Origin of the sequence: Vibrio hannami (assembly GCF_029589055.1) — a bacterium.
Taxonomy (GTDB): domain Bacteria; phylum Pseudomonadota; class Gammaproteobacteria; order Enterobacterales; family Vibrionaceae; genus Vibrio; species Vibrio hannami.
Genome location: NZ_JARQZP010000003.1, coordinates 116,606 through 136,096 on the forward strand (window position 1 = coordinate 116,606; position 19,491 = coordinate 136,096).

Below are 19,491 nucleotides of genomic sequence, written 5' to 3' on the forward strand. Positions count from 1 at the left end.
AGTTCCTAAAAGGGGCTTTCAAGAGGTTGCATACCAACGTAGACGGCTTTGGTCTGAGTATAGGCTTTCAGTGTTTCTGAACCATTTTCCCGACCAATCCCAGACATTTTATAGCCCCCAACCGGCATCTCGGCAGGAGAAGCGCCATAAGCATTTATCCAACATATTCCTGCTTGCATCTGGCTTATTACTCTGTGCGCACGAGTGATGTCCTGCGTAAATACGCCAGCGGCCAGCCCCAGGTGAGTATTATTTGCACGACGTATCACCTCGTCTTCATCTGAAAAGGTAAGTACAGACATTACTGGTCCGAAAATCTCCTCTCGGGTAATGGTCATATCGTCAGTACAATCAGTGAAAATTGTGGGTGCGACAAAAAATCCGTCTGGGGAATCTTTGGGTTGCAGGGCAAAACCACCTGTAAGTAATTTTGCTCCTTCGACTTTGCCCTGATTAATATATGTGAGTACTTTCTCTTGGTGTTGTTTTGATATTAATGCGCCAAAATTTGTCTCGGGATTCATTGGATTACCGCAGATGATGTTTTGTTCGGTGCGCTCAATGAGTCGTTCGATAAACTGTGAGTAGATATCCTGATGAACAAACACTCGCGTACCGTTGGTGCAAATCTCTCCTTGGGTGTAGAAATTGCCTAACATCGCGGCAGAAACCGCGTTTTCGATATCTGCATCATCAAAAATAATTAAAGGTGATTTGCCACCAAGCTCCATTGTGACTTCTTTGAGAGATGCCGAAGCTGAAGCCATAACTTTGCAACCGGTACCCACTTCCCCGGTAAAAGATACCTTATCAATATCTTGATGCGCGGTTAGCCAAGCACCAACCTTACCGTCACCATGTATGACGTTAAATACCCCATCGGGTACGCCTGCTTCAGTAAAAATTTCGGCCAGCAACATTGCTCCACGCGGTGTTTCTTCTGAAGGTTTAAACAACATTGCGTTGCCACATGCCAGAGCAGGAGCTGACTTCCAGCAAGCTATTTGTAACGGATAATTCCATGCGCCTATTCCAGCACAAATGCCAAGAGGTTCGCGTCGTGTGTAATAAAAATCGTCGCCAATGGGTTGTTGCGTACCTTCGATACCAGGCGCTAACCCAGCAAAATATTCGATAGAATCAGCGCCTGTAACCACATCCACTACCGAAGCTTCCTGCCAGGGTTTACCGGTATCAATAACTTCTATTTCAGCAAGTTCGTCGTTACGTTCGCGTAGTAAAGCAACAGCGTTAAGAAGAATTCGGCAGCGCTCGGTTGCTGTCATTTTAGACCATATTAAAAAACCTGATTTTGCGCTTTCGATAGCTGCACTCTGAACACTCTCGTCCGCAACCTCAACCAAATAACTTACCTTACCAGTAGCTGGATTTATCACCTCAAATGTTTCGCCCGTATCGTTAGGTACGTACCGACCATGCACATAGTTTTGGTAAGTCGTTAACGGTGACATAAATTAATTTCCTTTGATGGTTACTATTTGAGCAAGCGCTCTACGTTGCATTTTTATCCTAATCATTTGAGTTCTAATGATCAAGGGGTAACAAAATAATAACAACATATAAAATATAAATATATTAGGCAATAAATTGATCTAAACACATTAAAATATCAGATGTTTATTGCCTTTTAATTAATGTGAGTTTATATAGTTAGCCCTCAAATGATTAGAGTTAAAACTAATTTTGTAAATAGCGCTCAATTATTGAATGCTTACCTGTTTAGTTATAAGGCTACGAAGTAATGGAAAACACATTTAGTCACCAGTCGAAGCTGCCAGAAATGCCAGTGCCAGAGTTAACAATAACCTTTAAAAAACTGATTGAGTGGGCAGAACCATTACTAACTGAAAGTGAGCTAAATGAAGCAAAGATAGAGGTGGATAAATTCCTGGAACCAGGAGGAGAAGGCGAAAAGCTACAGAAAAATTTGATCGAATGGGCTCAGGAAAGCACGGTTAGCAATTGGTCGGCACCAGTGTGGAAGAATATTTATTTGGATGCTCGTCATTCCCTGACTATTAACAGCAATGTGTTTTACTACCTAAAAAGCAAACTCGATGAAAAATCGAATTCTCAAGCACATATTGCAGCAGCATTAACCGCGACGGTTTATGATTTTATTGGCTCAGTTGACAACGAGCTATTGAGCGTTGACATGCAAAAAGATCGCTACCTATGCATGAATCAATATAAGAACATCTTTTCTTCGGTCAGAATTCCTTGCGTAGGTAGTGACCAGTTCAAAGTGTCAAAGTGCCGTAAGTCCATTATTGTTCTGCACAATCAAAAGATGTTTCAGGTCGACATTCTTGATGAGAGTGGTCGCCGCAGGGTGGTCCCGGACATCGAGCATGATTTGCAATTGATTCTATCTATAGGGGATAAAGGACAAAACTTCGGATTACTGACAACCACTCCTCGGGAATCATGGGCTTTTGACAGGAAGCATCTACTGGATATATCAGAGAACAATCAGCGTGCCATGCAGATAATAGAAGATGCTGCATTTGTTCTCTGTTTAGACAACGGCAACCCTGATGCAATAACAGATATATCAAAACAACTATTGCATGGTGGTGGAGAAGATCGTTATTTCGATAAGGCATTGCAGTTTGTCGTATTTAACAATGGAAAAACAGGAATTAACTTCGAACACACAGGTGTAGATGGATCTGTAATGCTTCGCATGATAGGGCATATCTACAACTCTATCGATAAAGTGTCCGTACAAGAAGGCCAAGTAAACAAACTTGTCGCTAAATCAGATGCTCGTTTGCAGGAAATAGAGTTTTACCTTGATGAGACATTGGTTGATGCTATTCAAAATGCAAAAAACGCGTTCCATCAACATGTTGAGAATACTCAAACTCGAGTGCTGAGCTTCTCTCATTTTGGTAAAGATAGAATCAAGCAGTTTGGTGTTAGTCCTGATGCATTTGTACAGCTAGCCTTGCAGCTGGCTGAATTCAAACTCTACGGGAAGTTTTTTAGCGCCTATGAAGCGGTGATGACAAGAACGTTTTTAGATGGACGTATTGATGTGCTTTATACCGTTTCCCCAGAATCTTCGGCTTTTGTAAAGTCTCTGGTTGTGGAAGATCAAAATGTTGAAATCAGCCAGGATTTGCTTCGAAAAGCGGCACAACAGCACGTAAATCGAGCAAAAGAGTGCCGGTTTGGCGAGGGCGTTTACTCTCATTGTCTAGCGTTGCAACATCGATATAAAAAAGCCGGAAAAGAGTTGGGCATTGATGCTATGCCATCCATATTTAACTCTCATGTGTACAAAGCGCTGACGAACAGTGTGGTATGCACCAGCACAACCTCCGATTACGGTGTCGAACTGGCAGGATATGGACCAATTGTCGATAATGGGTATGGTATTCGTTACTTTATACGTAACGATTCTATCTGTTTCAATATGACTAGCCGAACAGCACTTTCTGAGAACTTAGATAAAATGCATCGCTATATTGAGCAGTCATTAGTCGAAATGGGAGAACTCATGGAGACAGGCGATACATAGTAAGTGCGTACTATGAGTTGTTGAAACGAGCCACTTCGTTACTAGGCATTAATGTTTTTTAGTAAAACGTCGCTGATTCGTTTTAACTCCAGTGCTTCTTCTCTTGCAATGTTGATCTTACATGAGAGCTTTTCTGGTATAGAAACAGCCTCTTTTTTTAGCTTCTCGCCTTTTTGTGTCAGGCTGATTTCCATTACTCTTTCATCTTCACGACTACGATTGCGGCTTATTAATTCTTTTTGTTCTAAACGCTTTAGAAGGGGAGTTAATGTTCCTGAATCCAGATACATTTTTTTCCGATCTCTTTTACGTTAAGCGGAGCATGTTTCCAAAGGACGATCATGGTCATATATTGAAGGTATGTGAGGTCAAGCTCATCTAAAAGCGGACGATAGGCTCGTAATACTGCGTTGCTGGCACTATAGAGAGAAAACAGATTTGGTTTTCTATATCGATTATCTGGTCAGAATCACTCATGTTTAATATTCACCGTGCTTAACTAAATTGTGCTCAATATACTTAACTTGAGATTAGAAAACCAGATGAACGAGGCCCTTATTGAAAAACTGCCATCTTTTGATGGCAGTTTTTCAATCAAGGTCAATAGACCCTAGTACGCTCCTGTCCAGCAACTAAAGTCGCTTTCAGTCAATTGGTCATGAGTTCCGGATATCAAAGGAAGCAGCCAAAGGGCATTATTAGTTTCAAAAGGATAATCTGTAATAATAGCACTTCCCTGAACAATACATTTGCCCCCTAAACCATCAATAAACGCATGGATCATATTTGCGTAGTGTTCGTTTAGGGCTTCTATTTTGTATACATTACTCATAATACACTGCCGGACATACATTTTTCTTATAGGTTAATCATCATACAAATAAACTAGGAAAATACTAGCCTTGAGAAGTCTTAAATGTGAGATCGCTCAATAGCTAGTACGAATTACATGATCTACGACAAAAAGCTGAGTATTTCTTCGGTCTTCGACGTCATTAACTGATGGTTTCCTCGACTTTCGACATTTAGCCTTATTACTGGTTCGGTATTCGATGCCCTTAGGTTAAACCGCCATTCCTCAAACTCCATGCTGAGTCCATCTGTTGTATCTATGGAGGTTGCATCAGCTTCAAACATATTGCGAATCAACGCGATCGTTACTTCTGTATCGGCAACTTTTCTGTTTATTTCACCCGATGATGGGTATTTCTGAATTCTGTCTTCAACAAGTTGAGACAGTGGCTTATTACGCAAGCTGACCAGTTCTGCTACCAGCAACCATGGAATCATTCCACTGTCACAGTAGGCAAAGTCACGAAAATAGTGGTGAGCACTCATTTCACCACCGTAAACCGCATCTTTCTCTCGCATTATTTGCTTTATAAAAGCGTGACCTGTTTTCGACTGGATTGCAGTGCCGCCGTTTTCTTCTACGGTGTCAATCGTATTCCAGGTCAGGCGAGGGTCGTGGATAATTTTTGCGCCTTTATCTTTCTTCAGAAATGCTTCGGCCAAAAGACCCACGATATAGTAGCCCTCGATAAAGGCACCGTTTTCATCAAAGAAGAAACAACGGTCAAAGTCGCCGTCCCAGGCAATACCCATATCAGCATTATGTTCCTGTACGGCATTAGATGTGTCTGCTCGGTTTTCGGGTAGTATCGGGTTAGGGATACCGTTCGGAAATGTAAAGTCAGGTTCATTATGAATCTTGATAAACTCGATTGGAGCATTCAGTTTACTAAGCTTGCGTTCGAGTATATCTACCACATGTCCTGCAGCGCCGTTACCTGCATTAACCACTAACTTTAATGGTTTAATGTTGTTTGGATTGATGTAGGTAAGTAAGTGGTCACTATAGTCATCTATCATAGAAACATTAAGAAGATTTCCTTTGTGATAGCTACTCTCGAACTGGTTTGCTTCTGCTAGTTTTTTGATCTCAAGCAGGCCGGTATCATTACTGATAGGCTTAGAGTTCTCCCTTACCAGCTTCATTCCATTGTAATTAATTGGGTTGTGACTAGCGGTGATAGCAATGCCACCGTCTACCTGAGTGTTGCTTGCTGCGTAGTAAATTTCTTCGGTTCCGGCTAAACCGATGTCGAGTACGTCAGTGCCTCCGTCCATAAGCCCGCGAGCAACCGCTGCCTTTAATGTTGGTGACGTTTCGCGTGCGTCGCCACCCACAGCAACTACTTTAGGGTTCAGATATTGGGCATAAGCTCTGCCAATTCGGTATGCAATATCTTCGTTAAGTTCATCGCCGAGCTTGCCCCGGATATCGTATGATTTGAAACAGGTCAATGAGCTCATTTTTTTCCTCGGCAGTGCCAAAAATTGAGCCCAGCAACTCTCTAAGCGCAGGGTAAGAGAAGTTCTTCTCACCTATCTGATAGTTAAGTGACATATCTTTTTCACGAAGATTTTTATCCAGCAGATAAGTGAGAGTCTGATCTACCGCTTTATCTAATGTCTGTTCGTTAACAACAGCAAGACCATCTTCGTCAAGCTCATGTTTGTTACCCAGGTCAATGATATTGAACTTATAGTCAGCAATATCCAGGTCATAAACCGGGTAGCGATAAGTTGCCATCGGAACTTTGGCGATCAATCCTTCAAGGAACTGATTACCCCAACCTTCCAACAGACTCGGGTAAGTGATGATGTCTGCATGACAATATACGTCCCAGAGAGAGTAGGTTTTTATCTCATTTTCCAGGTGTCTTGAGTGGCCTACTGACTCGTTGATGAAAAGCAGCTCGACATCGCAAGAAGCAGCTTTATTTTTCAACAGTTCAAGATAAGGTTCATCTTCATTCATACCTGCAAACACAAGTATGATGCGGCTATCTTCAGTGAATATTCGGCCATTGTAGAGTGTTTTGCCGATAAGTTGTTCGCGTCTGTCTTGCAGCCTTTTCAACAGATCAAGGGCAATTTCGATGCCTTTACGTGCAACAATTCTTGTTGCCTGAAGGAAAAACAGATCGTTTTCTTTGATACCAAATTTTTCACGAAGATCCTGGTTGAAGTTATCAATTTTCCACTGGTTACCATGAAAATCGAACACGTTCGGCACAACAGTAGAGTCAATGTCTCTTCGTTGTTTCAGTTCAGTCTGTGCAATTCGGTTTATTACGCAGTGCTTAATTAGCGGGTGTTTTGGTGGGAAGTAGGTTTCCAGCAGAGACTGTATGCTTGCAGATGTTGGTTTGGAGTACTTCTCGCGCTCCCAATGAAAGTCGTGGTGGTGGCATATTACTTTGGTCTGGGTTGATTCTATTGCTTTCATTAAGCCAATAGCTGCTGGCAGATGGTAACCCAGAGACCAGATGTTGTTAGGGACAACGACATCAATATCATAAGAATCTATAACTTCGGCTACCTTGATTGCAATGTTGTCAGCAATGCGTTCTATATCATTTATCAAAACCGATTCTGATGCGTAATCTGTTAATTCTACATACGCGTTATGTATGATTTTATCGTTGACTGGGTTTAGGTAATGAAGCTCCGGAATCAGTAGTGCCTGGCAGCTTCCAGAAGATCCAGCCAGGTAATATACATTGTGTCCAAGTGCTTCAAGTGCTTGTTTCCACTTGTCCATTTCAAGAGAAACCCCGTCAGTTTCTCCAACTCTAAAGTGTGCTAGTAATATGTTCATCTCTCGTTCATCCAACGCAAACTATCTATCAATCACGCGCTAATCTAACGGAAGTTCAACCTGTATAGACAGGCTTTTTGTTGATTTATTCGTCAATAATTGATCTTGTTCACGTTTCATCAAAACCGGTTTTGATTGGGGAGTAAAATGAGATTTAGTTCAAATATTGATTCAATTTATCGTTCTATACTTGTTTGCAATTGAGTATTGGCAGTGACATTTTCGATAGTCACTTTTTTTTGAAAGTTAATCAAAACCGGTTTTGTTGTTTTGAGTTAACAATTTGTAAGTCAAAGTAATGGAAAGAAAAATGGGCCACGAGCAAACAAAATTTTCAGGTGTTAAAAAGGATCTCCAACAGATTCTGGCTGGCGTCTACTCCCCAGAACAGCTAAGTGTTCTTATTCCGAACCTGATGAAAGTAATAGAAGCTCAGCCTTCATATGAAGGTAAAAAGCAGTGGGTTGATCAAAGTGATGTGATGCTGATTACTTACGGTGACTCAATCAAAGAAGAAGGCAAAGCACCTCTTCAGACTTTGAACGAGTTTCTAAATGACAATGCGAAAGACATTCTGTCTGCTGTGCATCTGCTGCCTTGTTTCCCATATACATCAGATGACGGTTTCTCAGTGGTTGATTACTGGAAAATTAATCCGGATCTGGGTGACTGGGACAACGTTCAGAAGTTGTCTGGTGACTACAATCTGATGTTTGATGGTGTGATTAACCATATTTCACAAGCAAGTGACTGGTTCCAGGGTTACCTAAAGGGTGAAGAGCAATATCGCAACTTCTTTACTGAAGCAAACCCTGACCGCGATTACAGCTCAGTAACTCGTCCTCGAGCACTTCCACTACTGACTACATTTGAAACGGCACACGGTACAAAGCATATCTGGACAACATTCAGTGAAGACCAGATTGACCTTAACTTCCGTTGCCCTGAAGTTTTCCAGAAGATTGTTGAGCTTCTACTATTCTATGCAGAGCAGGGCGCTTCATTTGTTCGTCTTGATGCGATCGGCTTCATGTGGAAAGAGCTCGATACACCTTGTATTCACCAGCCTCAGACTCATGCTTTGGTGCAGGCTATGCGAGCGGTAATCGATGCAGTGGCTCCACACGTTAAATTGATTACGGAAACCAACGTACCGCACAAAGATAACATCAGTTACTTCGGTAACGGTGAGAACGAAGCGCACCTTGTTTATCAGTTCCCGCTACCACCACTAACACTGCACACCATTCAAACCGGTAACAGTGAGAAGATCGTCGACTGGATGGCGAGCTTAGAACCATGCTCTGACAAAACGACTTTCTTTAACTTCCTGGCATCACACGACGGTATCGGTGTTCGCCCTGTTGAAGGCATTCTGAGCAAAGATCAGGTAGACCACCTGCTAAATGTTGTTCAAACCAATGGTGGCCGCGTTTCATACAAAGATAACGGTGATGGTACTCAAAGTCCTTATGAGCTGAACATCAACTATTTTGATGCAGTTAGCGCAATTGATGCCGATGACGAGACCAATCTAAACCGCTTTATGGCAGCACAGTCTATTCTTATTTCTATGGCTGGTGTTCCGGGAATCTATGTACATAGTCTTCTGGGTTCCGGGAATGACCTGGAAGGTCTTGAGAAACTTGGATACAACCGAGCGATTAACCGTGAAAAGCTGGTAAGAAGTGAAGTAGAGGCTGACCTTGCTAATCCAGAATCTCGTCGTACTCAGGTTCTGAATCGCTTCAAGAAACTACTTACTATTCGCAAACAGGAAGAGGCGTTTACACCATTTGCTTCTCAGCGTGTTGTGAAATCTGGTGAGCAACTAATTACCTTTGTCCGCGGCGAAAAAGTCGCCGTGGTCATCAACATCTCCAATCAGGTTGTTGAATTAGATACTGACGCTTTACTTGATGGTATCAGTCAAGACTTGATTAGCGGTGAAGCTGCTTCTGGCAAGCTTTCCGTTCAGCCATATCAGGTAATGTGGTTGAGCAAATAATGGCACCGGCTATTTCGGTAGCCCGGTTTATAACAATATGAATCCTAATCGTAAGGGATAACACGATGAAACTAAAAACTCTGACTCTTGGACTCGCTGCTGCGGGCTTATCAATGTCAAGTGTTGCCAATGCAACTACCGTTGAATTTTGGACAACACTGACTCAGTCTGACCGTATGCAGACTATCGAAGTGATGGCGGATGTGTTTGAAGCACTGAACCCTGGCATCGACGTGAAAGTTGTGGGTGTAGATGAAAACGACATTCCTAAGCAGATCGCAGCGGCAGCAGCATCAAACACGCTACCTGACATGATTGAAGTGGGTTCAAACCTGTCTTTGGCGTTTGCTGAGCAAGGTATCGTAGACCTGGATGCAACAACGGATGTTGTAAACAAGCTGGGTCAAGAGCGAATCTATAAAGGCGCGCTTAAGATGATTGAAAACCCTGAAAACGGTAAGTTTGTTGCAATTCCATACCGTGGCTGGGTACAAGGTATCTGGTATCGTGCTGACTGGTTTAAAGACGCAGGTCTTGAGCCACCAACAACATGGGAAAATATTGAAAAAGCAGCTAAGTACTTCAATAAGCCAGAAGAAAACCAGTACGGTATCTTGATTGGTACAAAAGCAGATAGCTTTGCTGAGCAGGTTTACACACAGTTTGCACTTTCTAACGATGCAGCTCAGTTCAATAAAGATGGTGAGCTAGTATTTAACTCTGATGCTCAGAAAGAAACACTGGATTTCTATAAGCAGCTTTCTGAATACACGCCACCGGGCCCACAAACCTGGCGTGCTCGTGACTACTACCTTCAGGGTAAGCTAGCGATGTTCTTCTACTCGACGTACATCATGGATGACATCGCACTGGCAGAAGCGGCAGCAAGTTCCTTAGGTACAGATAACTTTAAAGACCTGAAAGGCGCGACATTCGATCCTGAACTGGCACAGAACACTCGTCTTGCTACAACGATTACCAAATCGTCACCTTCTACATTCGGTACTTTGGTTGGCTTCTCTATCATGAAGAATGACAACAAAGAAGAAGTGGATGCAACGAAAGCGTTTATCGAGTACCTGAACGAGAAAGATCAGGTGGTAGCATATTCTCATATGGCACCGGGTGGTCACCTGCCAATGCTACGTGATATCGCAGAAGATGATGACTTCCTGAACGATCCAAAAGGTATCTTTAACCGTTACGGTAAAGAGTCTATTAAAGAGATCATTGCTGGTTTCGACAACATCAAGAACTTCTCTGTGGTTGATGGTAAAGCGTTCCCTAAATCTGGTGAGATTTTCTCTAAGCAAATCATCCCTCGTATGGTTTACAGCGCAGTAATCGAAGACCAGGACACAGCTAAGTCTCTAGATTGGGCTGAAACAGAGATGCAGAAAGTTATCGCTGAGTAAGATCGTTCGTATAACAGGCAGGCAGATATCGAACACAGACACGCATGAATACATCCATGTAGCTCTGCCTCGCCATCCATGGCGAGGAAGGTCTGCTTATCGATATCAGCCTACCTAATTTGATGAATACATACGAATAATCTAATAAGTACTTAACGAGGAATGCGGGGTAAGTGCATTCCAAATTAAGAAAGGAAATACCCATGACTCCATTAGAGAGAGCAGAAGCTCGGTTTGGTTGGAAACTAGTGGCACCGACACTAGGTATTATCGGCCTGCTAATACTCTATCCAATTGTTTTTAACGTCTACCTCAGCTTTTTTGATGTCAAGCTGAATGGTGACAAGCTTTTCGTAGGGTTGGAGAACTACTCAAGACTGTTGTCTAACCCTGATTATTACGCATCCATTGCAACAACAGGCGTTTACCTGTTTGGTACCGTGGCTGGTACTACGCTTTTAGGCCTTGCTGTTGCGCTATTAATGCGTGAACCCTTTAAAGGTCGCGGCTTGGTAAGTGCGGCAATCTTAATGCCTTATTTTGCACCGGTTATCTCGGTTGTATTCGGTTGGCAGTTCCTGTTCGATCCAGTGAACGGTGTATTTAACTGGTTGATGGTGGATGTACTTCATCTGTTAGATGCCCGAACCAACTTGATTGGTGAGCCGGATTCAGCCGTTTGGGTAGTGATTATCTTCGATGTGTGGAAACACTTCCCGATTGCGTACTTGCTGATTTTGTCAAAACTGACGTCTATTCCGAAAGATCAGTATGAAGCGGCAGCGATTGATGGTTATGGCCCAATTGGACGCTTCTTCCATGTAACGCTTCCGGAAATCTACTTTGTACTGGCGACGGTGGTTATTCTGCGCCTTATTTGGAACCTGAACCGATTTGAAGATGTGTTCCTGTTGGCGCCAAACGTAGAGACATTACCTGTATTTACCTATTACCAGGCATTTACCGGTGTTATCGACCAGGGGCTTGCTGCGGCAACCTCGGTTATCCAGTTCGGTGTGCTCTGTGTGCTGATTTGGTTCTATGTGAAGAAAATTCTTAAGTGGTAAGTGATTATGTTAGGTAAAAAAACTATTAAGGGACGTATCGGGTTCGTACTGGCCATCCTGCTACTAGTAAGCTTCTGCCTGCTACCATTTGCTCAGATTCTGTCTACATCATTGAAGCATCAGTTTGATTGGGGCAATCCATCATTGATCCCTCAGGTTGTTAACCTGGACGCGTATAAGGAACTACTTGGTTTAGCTGAAAAGAAGGTCGTTGAAGTTCCTCCTGCTATCCAGAAGGTGCTGAATAACCCGAAGCTGCCACAAGCGAAGAAAGACGCTATTTTGGCAAAGTTCACCAACAATGAGGATGTGTTTCCTTTTGGTCGCTTTATGTTAAACAGTTTTGGTTTATCAGCTGGTGCCGCGTTGATATCCATGGTGTTCGCTGTAATGGGTGCATACTCTATCAGTCGACTAAGGTTCTCAGGTCAGGTTGTGGTGCAGCGCTCTGTACTGTTTGTCTACATGGTAGGTGGTGTTCTGTTGATGGTTCCACTCTACCAGATGGCGGTGAACGTGGGTCTTGCAAGCAGCATGTGGGGGAGTGTGCTCTGTCTGTTTGCTATCTATATCGTACAGACACTACCAGTAGCACTGTACATGCTGGGTAACTACTTCCGTACCATCCCGTTTGCCCTTGAAGAGGCAGCAATGATGGATGGCTACTCTCGTAAAGAGGCCATCTGGAAAGTGGTTCTGCCACTCTCACTACCGATGCTAGCGACAGTATTTATGTACTGCTTCATCATCGGCTGGAACGAATACCTGTTTGCTTCGGTATTCCTGAAACAATTTAAAGAGTTCTATACATTGCCGCTGGCTCTGCAAGAGCTGTTTGTATCGAAAAACGCAATCTGGGACCGCATCATGGCAGCTTCTATGCTGACGCTGGCTCCGGTAATTATCTGCTTCTTGTTCGCAATGCGTCATATGGATGGCGGTAAAACTGATGGCGGTGTGAAAGGTTAATATTATGGCTTCTATTTCTCTAAAAAATATCGTGAAAAACTATGGTGATACTAAGGTTGTTAAGAACATCAGCCTGGATATCGAAGATGGTGAATTTGTAGTACTTGTAGGCCCATCTGGCTGTGGTAAATCAACGACTCTGCGTATGATAGCCGGCCTTGAGCAAGCAACTTCCGGTGAGATCACCATTGGTGATCGCGTGGTGAACGATGTTGAACCACAAAACCGTAACATTGCGATGGTGTTCCAGAACTATGCGCTGTATCCACATAAGACAGTAGAAGAGAACATTGTTTTCGCGCTGCGTCGTCTGAAAATGGATGAAGCTGAGATTCAGCGTCGTCTTGAAGAAGTATCCAAGATGCTGAAGCTTGAGGAATACCTTAAGCGTAAGCCAGCGGACCTGTCTGGTGGTCAGCGTCAGCGTGTTGCTATGGGACGTGCAATTGTGCGTGACGCCGACTGCTTCCTATTCGATGAACCACTATCGAACCTGGATGCGAAGCTACGTAACCACATGCGTATTGAGATTGCTCAGATCCACAATAAGTTTGGACGCACCAGTGTTTACGTAACGCACGATCAGGTTGAAGCGATGACACTGGCTGACAAAGTTGTCGTTCTGCGTGACGGTATCATTGAGCAGGTTGGTTCTCCTATGGATATCTTCCTGAACCCGAACAACATCTTTGTAGCGACGTTTATCGGTTCACCATCAATGAACATTCTTGATGGCCGCCTGTATCCGGATTATCTGGAATTGGGTGATTACAAGTTACCACGTAACCTGTTATCAAGCGTTCACTTTAGCGATGATGTAGCACAAGAAGGTATGCCTGTGAAAGTGGGTATCCGCCCAGACTTCTTTAACGATAAAGAGTTCTTCGCTGAGAGTGACACAACGTTCAACTTCGACCATATCGAGATAGATCTTGTTGAGCCAATGGGTTTCGACAAAGAAGTGCTGTTCTCTCTTGGAGAAGAAAAAGTGAAGGCTCGTCTTGACCTTCGTTCTGAGGTTGAGCGTGGTAACAAGATGGAGCTACTGGTAGATCTTTCTCGCGTGTTGCTATTTGATGCACAGACAGAAGAAAGAATCTAAGCGGGTATAGCTCACAGGTTTTCAGGCGGTATAAATAATAAGTATTCATTTGGTTGAAATTTATACCGCTTGTTATAACTCAATGTGATAAATTCGTTGGCTGGTCAACAACCTTTTGGTGTTGCCTTTATAATAAAGGTTTAAACAAGAACAATGTCTATCAAAAAACTAGCCGAGCATCTAGGGCTCTCTAAGTCGACCGTATCCAGAGCATTGAACGGTTATCATGACGTTAATCCAGATACCCGTAAAAAGGTACTGAAGGCCGCTAAAGAAATAGGATATAAACCTAACCCTACAGCAAAACGGCTGGCATCAGGCAAGTCCCGTAATGTTGGTATCCTCCTTCCTGCTAACTCCCGCATGTTCGTATCTCCGGCATTCTCCAAGGTACTAACCGGTGCTTCAGCTTTTTTGGCAAGACACGATTATCAACTTATCGTAACGACAGTAGCTGAATGGCAGGATGAGTCTAAAGTTTATTCTGATTTTATAAAAAGCGGTCTTGTTGATGGCTTGTTTATTGTTCGTACCCGAAACAACGATGAACGAATTGCCATGATGAAAGAGAGCAGCTTTCCCTATGTTTGCCTAGGACATGATGAAGGGTTTCCTGAAGATAGTTTTGTGGACGTAGACAACGAACAAGCGTTATATCACCTGACCAAGCGCCAGATAAAAAACGGGCACAAGCGTGTTGCATTCCTGGATGCGCCAATAGAGCTGACATTTTCTCAGGCACGTAAGCGCGGGTATCAAAAAGCGCTGGAAGAAGCTGGAATAGAGTTTGACTCAAGATTGCTACTTAACGGCGATCTAAGTGAAGAGCATGCCATTAAAATGGCTCGCCAGGTTTTATCATTGGCAGAGCGGCCAACATCTATCCTTTGTGCGGATGATACGATGGCGCTTGGTACGATAGCCGCCTGTGAGGAGTTGGGCTATCAGCCAGGTAGTAATATAGCCATAGCCGGGTATGGTGATTATGAGTTGAGCCGTTATAGCAAACCTTCAATTACATCACTTTGGTACGACACGGTGAGTGTGGGCGAAGAGATGGCAAAGCTCATGCTTAATAAGCTAGAGAACAAAAAATTCGAAACTAAGAATTGGTACTTTGCAGAGATTGTTGCCAGACAATCTGATGATGTAATCCTTTAACCTTTCCCTTCCAATATATTCGAGTGAACTTGGGGTGCTGTTTAACCAGCTGCATCCTGAGGTTATTTGAGTAGATAGATCTATACTGATAATTAAGAATTATAGTTTATCGGGTATCGGTCGATATTCTATATGTAATAACTTCAACCAACAGGTTAGTAATTAAAAGTAAGTCTTCGAGTCTAATTTTACAGGGAGTTAAAATGAAGTTTGCTCATAAGATTGTAATTGCGTCAGCAGCTCTGTTTCTTATCAGTGCATTTGCTGTATCCGCTTTTCAGTTCTTTTCTATAAAGAGCGAAATAGAGGAATCACTGGAAGTCAGCCTGAGTGATATCATGAACAGCGTCGATGATAATATCGTTGCGGAAATGAAAGGACGAAGTGACTTAGCCCGTTATACCACCGAAATGGCCGACAGGTATGATTCGCCTGAAGGCATCCAAGCGATTTTGGATCAACCCTCTTTGAAGAATCCATTTGTACTTGTTGGCGGTGGCCTGGAAACAAATGGTAAAGCGATCAGTGGCGACAGGAGCTGGGATCCTGGCCCTACATGGGACGCGAGAGTTCGCCCATGGTATGTTGATGCTAAAGCGGCAAATGATCTTATTATTACTTCCCCATATGCGGATGCCGTTACCAAAGAAATACTTATATCAATCGCTACGCCACTTAAAGAAAACGGTCGCTTTAGAGGTGCATTATTTTTTGACGTTAGCCTTGTCGGCCTAGCTGAGATTGTAAATAAAGTCGATCTTTTTAATGCAGGTAATCTGTTTATCGTCGCAAACGATGGCACCTATATTGCCCACCCTGACGAAGAGAGAAATGGGCAGGAATTTTCTAAGTACCACCCTGATATTAATTTGCGTGAGGGAGTTCAGTACGTCGAGCTTGACGGCGATGAATATCAATTCCGTTTTGTTGAAGTAGAAGAATATGGCTGGTATATCGGTGCGGCGTTAGATCAGTCGGTTCTTCTTCAAGCCGTCACAGATACACGTAACAGTTCCGCAGTGTTCTCTTTTGTATCTGTACTGATTAGTATAGTGATTCTGCTAGGCTTAATTGCGAGATTGATGAAACCTCTGGATAGCCTGAATGATGCCATCCAGGATGTTGCTTCCGGTCAGGGAGACTTAACCCAAAGGTTGAGTACCGATACTGATAAAGAGTTTTCAACGTTAGCTTCTGGTTTTAATACCTTCACAGAGAACCTGCAAAGCCGAATACAAAACCTGAAAGGCATTAGTGAAGAGATTCTTCGAGGCGCGGAAGCTACCTCTGAAGGTGCCAATCAGTCGGTTAATGCAATGAGTGAGCAGCTACAGGAGCTTGAACAGTTGGCAACGGCGATGAACGAAATGTCTGCAACCGCAAATACTATTGCTGGTAATGCACAAAACGCGGCAGCAGCGGCGCAGGAAGCCAATAACGCTACAAAAGAAGGTAGTGATGTCGTTGCGAGCACTACATCATCGATATCTGAGCTTTCAACCAACGTATCTGACGCTGTAGAACAAGTTAAAAATCTGGAGCAGGCGACAGGTAGCATAGAAACGGTTCTGGAAGTAATTAACGATATCGCTGAGCAAACCAACCTACTCGCACTAAATGCTGCTATCGAAGCCGCGCGTGCTGGAGAACAAGGTAGAGGCTTTGCTGTCGTTGCAGACGAAGTGCGTAACCTGGCACAGCGAACTCAGGAGTCGACTACCGAGATCAGAACCATGATAGAGCAGTTACAGGCTGGTGCAGCGTCGGTTGCGAATGCAATGGGTAAAAGTAACGAGACTGCTGTTAATACGGTAGAGTACGCTCAGGAAGCGACACTCGCATTAGAAAAAATCCGTAATGCTATCGAACAGATCTCAGACATGAACCTGCAAATAGCCTCCGCAGCAGAAGAGCAGAGCCTGGTTGCTGAAGAGATTAATACCAATACCCTCAAGATTAAAGACCTGTCGGTAATGGTTTCTGAAGGAGCGAACAACGCAAGCGTTGCAATGCAAGTACAGACAGAAAACGTAAAAGATCAGGCCAATATCCTGAATCAGTTTGTTGTCTAGCAATCAGTTAAGCGTGTTAACACAATTAACGCCAGGCATTGATGCCTGGCGTTTTTTTAATCTGGTGATCGGGTTGATGCAATGCCATTGCAGGGGCTCTAAGGAGCTTTTGGACATTAGTTAGCAAGCGTCTATTGGGAAGGTAGCAGCAAATACCTACTCAATTAACATAGAAAGCTTCTGAGAAGCCTTCGTAGGTAGGAACTCCGTAATATCGTATTCAGCTAACTTATTTATATAGAAAGGATCTTCCTTTAGGATTGCTTCTAAACTCTCTGGTGTATCAGCTTTGGCCAGTATAATCCCTCCTGTACGGGGAACTTTTCTTCCTGAAGCCAGAAAAACTCCTGACTCATAATACTTATCTAAAAACATCATATGAGCTGATAGATGCTTTTCAATTTCTTCGATTTTAGATACATATGTTAATGACACTATAAACATAGTTTTCTCTCACTTAAGCTCAACTAATTGTATATACAGTACTTCTTAGTGAAGATAAAAGTCTACAAACACCTTTGAAAGCAATGCTTCCAATTCTGATCTGCCCGTTCAGTTGAGGCTGATAACCATAAGTTCTATTTCTTTATTATAAGTTTTCGGATGTAGTAACCCTCTATACATTGTTTTATATAACTTCTCATAATGCAGTTACATTACAGATCATCGTTAATAACGGTGGTTAACTTGCTTAGTTCTGGGCAAAACTTGTCACCAGCGATCTGTCGCATCAGACTGACTTTATGCATTGGTTTCTAGAAAGTATGCAATACCTCAGCAGTCCCCGAAGCGAAAATGCCCCAAGATGCGTTTCGCTAGGCTAATACTTGACCGAGTTTTTACAATGAATCAAAGTAACCGAATATCTTATGTTACCAATAGAGTAAATAAATATGCTTGAACCCGATAATCTGATAATCACTGGCCTTATGGGTACTGGGAAAACCACAGTTGGTAAGTTGGTTGCAGCCAAACTTGGCCGAGAGTTTATCGATACAGATGAATATATAAATGAGAATGTAGGGTCTGCAAGTCATATTTTAAGCCAGCCAAATGGAGACGTGCAATTTCGTTTGGTAGAAGAACAAGTTGCCTCTGAGTTAGCTTCATAGAAAGGCCTTGTCATATCAACTGGCGGTAGATTCTTGACAAGCCAGAGCAACATTGATGTTATGAGTCAGACTGGTCACATTATTTGCCTGGTTGCTAACCTAGATGAAATCGTAATCAGGCTTCTTTCTTCTAGCACAGACACGTACAGGCCACGCTTCGAGGCTGCTAAAAATAAAATAGAGCTTATGATAAAGCTCCAAGAACAGAGCAGGCCATTTTATAACCAGTTTCATCAGTTCAGTACAGGTGGTGTTAAGCCAGAAGAAGTTGCTGATGACATTGTGAGATCGGTGCTATCTATGCAGACAGAGATTTGAGCTACACTTACCGAAAATGTAGTAACTCGCACTCTATTCAAGTGTGCCAATCTCAAAAAGTACGGATGGTTTACTCCTGGTGAAATAAAACCAATTTAGTGGTTTCCTGACAATATTGGGCGGTTAGATTCCACTAATTCTACAAGAAAGTCTGCTACCGCGCGTACTCTTCGTGAGTGTGATAAATCAGAATGCATAACCAAGTAAATGGTTTGATTGATGCCAATGTCTTTTTCAACACAGACAAAATTATATAGATTTCCAAGCAGATGCGGTAATACAGCTAGTCCAAGACCTGCTTTTGTTGCCGCAACTTGCGAGGCAAGCGAGGTTGTTGTTAGAACGGGCTCTCTGCCTTGTAGTACGCTTTCTAGCCAATGTGCTGCGGGTAGTTGTGTCTGCATTTCACCCCAGCTAATAAAATCATCGGCATCAAAGGTGGCTGAATCTACGAGTTTTTGCCGTTGATCTACATAGTGTGCACTGCCATACAAACCATAACCTAACTCTCCAACCCTACGCAGAGTAACATTACCCCGTACGGGTCGAACCATTCGTAAAGCTAAGTCGGCGTCACGTCGGTGTAGATTGGCTGTAGAGATATCGGTAACGAATTCAATCGTAATTGCAGGGTATTGACGCTGAAACTCAGGCAGTGCTGGGATGATCAGATGATTTGCCAGGTTCTCAGCAGTTGCCAGTCGTACTCGGCCGCTAAGTTGAGATTGTAATGAGGCATTTGATTCGAAAACTATTGTAGCAGCTTCAATGGCTTCAGCTTTCTCTATCAAGCTCGCTCCATCTTCAGTTAGTTGATAACCTGATTGAAAGCGTACAAACAATGGAAGGTTTAATGCGGTTTCTAACCGTTCGATACGGCGAGATAAAGTGGCAATACCAAGGTTTAATTCTGAGGCGGCACCGCTTAAGGTTCCTGAACGGGCGATCGCTAGGAATGTTCTGACATCATCCCATACCCAGTCTCTAGGTATTTGTTTTCCGATATCGGAAGGCTCTTTCTCTATTTTGTTTGTATTTTTCATTAGTGGATAG

Annotated in this window: 14 protein-coding genes and 2 pseudogenes; 9 read left to right on the forward strand and 7 right to left on the reverse strand. The window is 43.1% G+C overall.

Annotated features, from left to right (window positions below; translation table 11 throughout):
- Positions 1-5 precede the first annotated feature (5 nt).
- Positions 6-1,472: a betaine-aldehyde dehydrogenase gene (betB, locus tag P7F88_RS01970; RefSeq protein WP_277821679.1), complete on the reverse strand. Its 1,467-nt coding sequence runs from the start codon at positions 1,470-1,472 to the stop codon at positions 6-8.
- A gap of 290 nt (positions 1,473-1,762) precedes the next feature.
- Here betB and P7F88_RS01975 point away from each other — a divergent pair, with 290 nt between their 5' ends.
- Positions 1,763-3,547, forward strand: coding sequence for a choline/carnitine O-acyltransferase (locus P7F88_RS01975; protein ID WP_277821680.1), 1,785 nt, complete (start codon positions 1,763-1,765; stop codon positions 3,545-3,547).
- Between the two features lie 41 nt (positions 3,548-3,588).
- Here P7F88_RS01975 and ohrR read toward each other — a convergent pair.
- The 4 genes and pseudogenes from ohrR to P7F88_RS01995 all read right to left on the reverse strand — a co-directional run bounded on the left by ohrR (position 3,589) and on the right by P7F88_RS01995 (position 7,214).
- Positions 3,589-4,024 (reverse strand): annotated as a pseudogene (ohrR, locus tag P7F88_RS01980) (transcriptional regulator OhrR).
- 133 nt (positions 4,025-4,157) lie between these two features.
- Positions 4,158-4,379 carry a hypothetical protein gene (locus P7F88_RS01985; protein WP_277821681.1) on the reverse strand — a complete coding sequence of 74 codons (222 nt, stop codon included), beginning with the start codon at positions 4,377-4,379 and terminating at the stop codon, positions 4,158-4,160.
- 122 nt (positions 4,380-4,501) lie between these two features.
- Positions 4,502-5,863, reverse strand: a complete 1,362-nt coding sequence (locus P7F88_RS01990; RefSeq protein ID WP_277821682.1) for a phosphohexomutase domain-containing protein — start codon at positions 5,861-5,863, stop codon at positions 4,502-4,504.
- Positions 5,808-7,214 (reverse strand): glycosyltransferase family 4 protein, encoded by a 1,407-nt coding sequence (locus P7F88_RS01995; RefSeq protein ID WP_277821683.1) that lies wholly within the window; start codon positions 7,212-7,214, stop codon positions 5,808-5,810. Before P7F88_RS01995 ends, P7F88_RS01990 begins: the two co-directional genes overlap by 56 nt.
- A gap of 298 nt (positions 7,215-7,512) precedes the next feature.
- Between P7F88_RS01995 and P7F88_RS02000 the strand changes: the two genes are divergently transcribed.
- The 7 genes from P7F88_RS02000 (at position 7,513) to P7F88_RS02030 (ending at position 17,008) form a co-directional block, all read left to right on the forward strand.
- Complete coding sequence (locus P7F88_RS02000) at positions 7,513-9,222, forward strand: alpha-amylase family glycosyl hydrolase (protein WP_277821684.1); 1,710 nt, start codon at positions 7,513-7,515, stop codon at positions 9,220-9,222.
- 65 nt (positions 9,223-9,287) lie between these two features.
- Entirely contained in the window at positions 9,288-10,637 is a 1,350-nt protein-coding gene (locus tag P7F88_RS02005) for an ABC transporter substrate-binding protein (protein WP_277821685.1), read from the forward strand.
- A gap of 203 nt (positions 10,638-10,840) precedes the next feature.
- A complete protein-coding gene (locus tag P7F88_RS02010) occupies positions 10,841-11,704 on the forward strand; it encodes a carbohydrate ABC transporter permease (RefSeq protein WP_277821686.1) in 864 nt (287 codons plus the stop codon).
- 6 nt (positions 11,705-11,710) lie between these two features.
- The gene (locus P7F88_RS02015; RefSeq protein WP_277821687.1) at positions 11,711-12,673 is read left to right on the forward strand and encodes a carbohydrate ABC transporter permease; all 963 of its coding nucleotides are present in this window, start codon (positions 11,711-11,713) and stop codon (positions 12,671-12,673) included.
- Positions 12,674-12,677: 4 nt separating this feature from the next.
- The gene (locus P7F88_RS02020; protein ID WP_277821688.1) at positions 12,678-13,775 is read left to right on the forward strand and encodes an ABC transporter ATP-binding protein; all 1,098 of its coding nucleotides are present in this window, start codon (positions 12,678-12,680) and stop codon (positions 13,773-13,775) included.
- Between the two features lie 153 nt (positions 13,776-13,928).
- On the forward strand, positions 13,929-14,936 hold the full coding sequence (locus P7F88_RS02025; protein ID WP_277821689.1) for a LacI family DNA-binding transcriptional regulator: 1,008 nt from the start codon (positions 13,929-13,931) through the stop codon (positions 14,934-14,936).
- 203 nt (positions 14,937-15,139) lie between these two features.
- Positions 15,140-17,008: a methyl-accepting chemotaxis protein gene (locus P7F88_RS02030; protein WP_277821690.1), complete on the forward strand. Its 1,869-nt coding sequence runs from the start codon at positions 15,140-15,142 to the stop codon at positions 17,006-17,008.
- A gap of 156 nt (positions 17,009-17,164) precedes the next feature.
- On the opposite strand, the gene P7F88_RS02035 is transcribed toward P7F88_RS02030, so the two are convergent.
- Positions 17,165-17,452, reverse strand: coding sequence for a YciI family protein (locus P7F88_RS02035; RefSeq protein ID WP_277821691.1), 288 nt, complete (start codon positions 17,450-17,452; stop codon positions 17,165-17,167).
- 449 nt (positions 17,453-17,901) lie between these two features.
- Between P7F88_RS02035 and P7F88_RS02040 the strand changes: the two are divergent.
- Positions 17,902-18,438, forward strand: a pseudogene (locus P7F88_RS02040) (shikimate kinase).
- 95 nt (positions 18,439-18,533) lie between these two features.
- On the opposite strand, the gene P7F88_RS02045 reads toward P7F88_RS02040, so the two are convergent.
- Positions 18,534-19,481, reverse strand: a complete 948-nt coding sequence (locus P7F88_RS02045) for a LysR family transcriptional regulator (protein ID WP_277821692.1) — start codon at positions 19,479-19,481, stop codon at positions 18,534-18,536.
- Between the last annotated feature and the right edge of the window lie 10 nt (positions 19,482-19,491).

What these genes read in the sequence shown, in the direction of transcription:
- P7F88_RS02030 (WP_277821690.1), top strand. Translation starts at nt 15,140, where the DNA reads ATGAAGTTTGCTCATAAGATTGTAATTGCGTCAGCAGCTCTGTTTCTT.
- betB (WP_277821679.1), bottom strand. Translation starts at nt 1,472, where the DNA reads ATGTCACCGTTAACGACTTACCAAAACTATGTGCATGGTCGGTACGTA.
- P7F88_RS01990 (WP_277821682.1), bottom strand. Translation starts at nt 5,863, where the DNA reads ATGAGCTCATTGACCTGTTTCAAATCATACGATATCCGGGGCAAGCTC.
- P7F88_RS02045 (WP_277821692.1), bottom strand. Translation starts at nt 19,481, where the DNA reads ATGAAAAATACAAACAAAATAGAGAAAGAGCCTTCCGATATCGGAAAA.
- P7F88_RS01985 (WP_277821681.1), bottom strand. Translation starts at nt 4,379, where the DNA reads ATGAGTAATGTATACAAAATAGAAGCCCTAAACGAACACTACGCAAAT.
- P7F88_RS02000 (WP_277821684.1), top strand. Translation starts at nt 7,513, where the DNA reads ATGGAAAGAAAAATGGGCCACGAGCAAACAAAATTTTCAGGTGTTAAA.
- P7F88_RS02005 (WP_277821685.1), top strand. Translation starts at nt 9,288, where the DNA reads ATGAAACTAAAAACTCTGACTCTTGGACTCGCTGCTGCGGGCTTATCA.
- P7F88_RS02020 (WP_277821688.1), top strand. Translation starts at nt 12,678, where the DNA reads ATGGCTTCTATTTCTCTAAAAAATATCGTGAAAAACTATGGTGATACT.
- P7F88_RS02015 (WP_277821687.1), top strand. Translation starts at nt 11,711, where the DNA reads ATGTTAGGTAAAAAAACTATTAAGGGACGTATCGGGTTCGTACTGGCC.
- P7F88_RS01975 (WP_277821680.1), top strand. Translation starts at nt 1,763, where the DNA reads ATGGAAAACACATTTAGTCACCAGTCGAAGCTGCCAGAAATGCCAGTG.
- P7F88_RS02025 (WP_277821689.1), top strand. Translation starts at nt 13,929, where the DNA reads ATGTCTATCAAAAAACTAGCCGAGCATCTAGGGCTCTCTAAGTCGACC.
- P7F88_RS01995 (WP_277821683.1), bottom strand. Translation starts at nt 7,214, where the DNA reads ATGAACATATTACTAGCACACTTTAGAGTTGGAGAAACTGACGGGGTT.
- P7F88_RS02010 (WP_277821686.1), top strand. Translation starts at nt 10,841, where the DNA reads ATGACTCCATTAGAGAGAGCAGAAGCTCGGTTTGGTTGGAAACTAGTG.
- P7F88_RS02035 (WP_277821691.1), bottom strand. Translation starts at nt 17,452, where the DNA reads ATGTTTATAGTGTCATTAACATATGTATCTAAAATCGAAGAAATTGAA.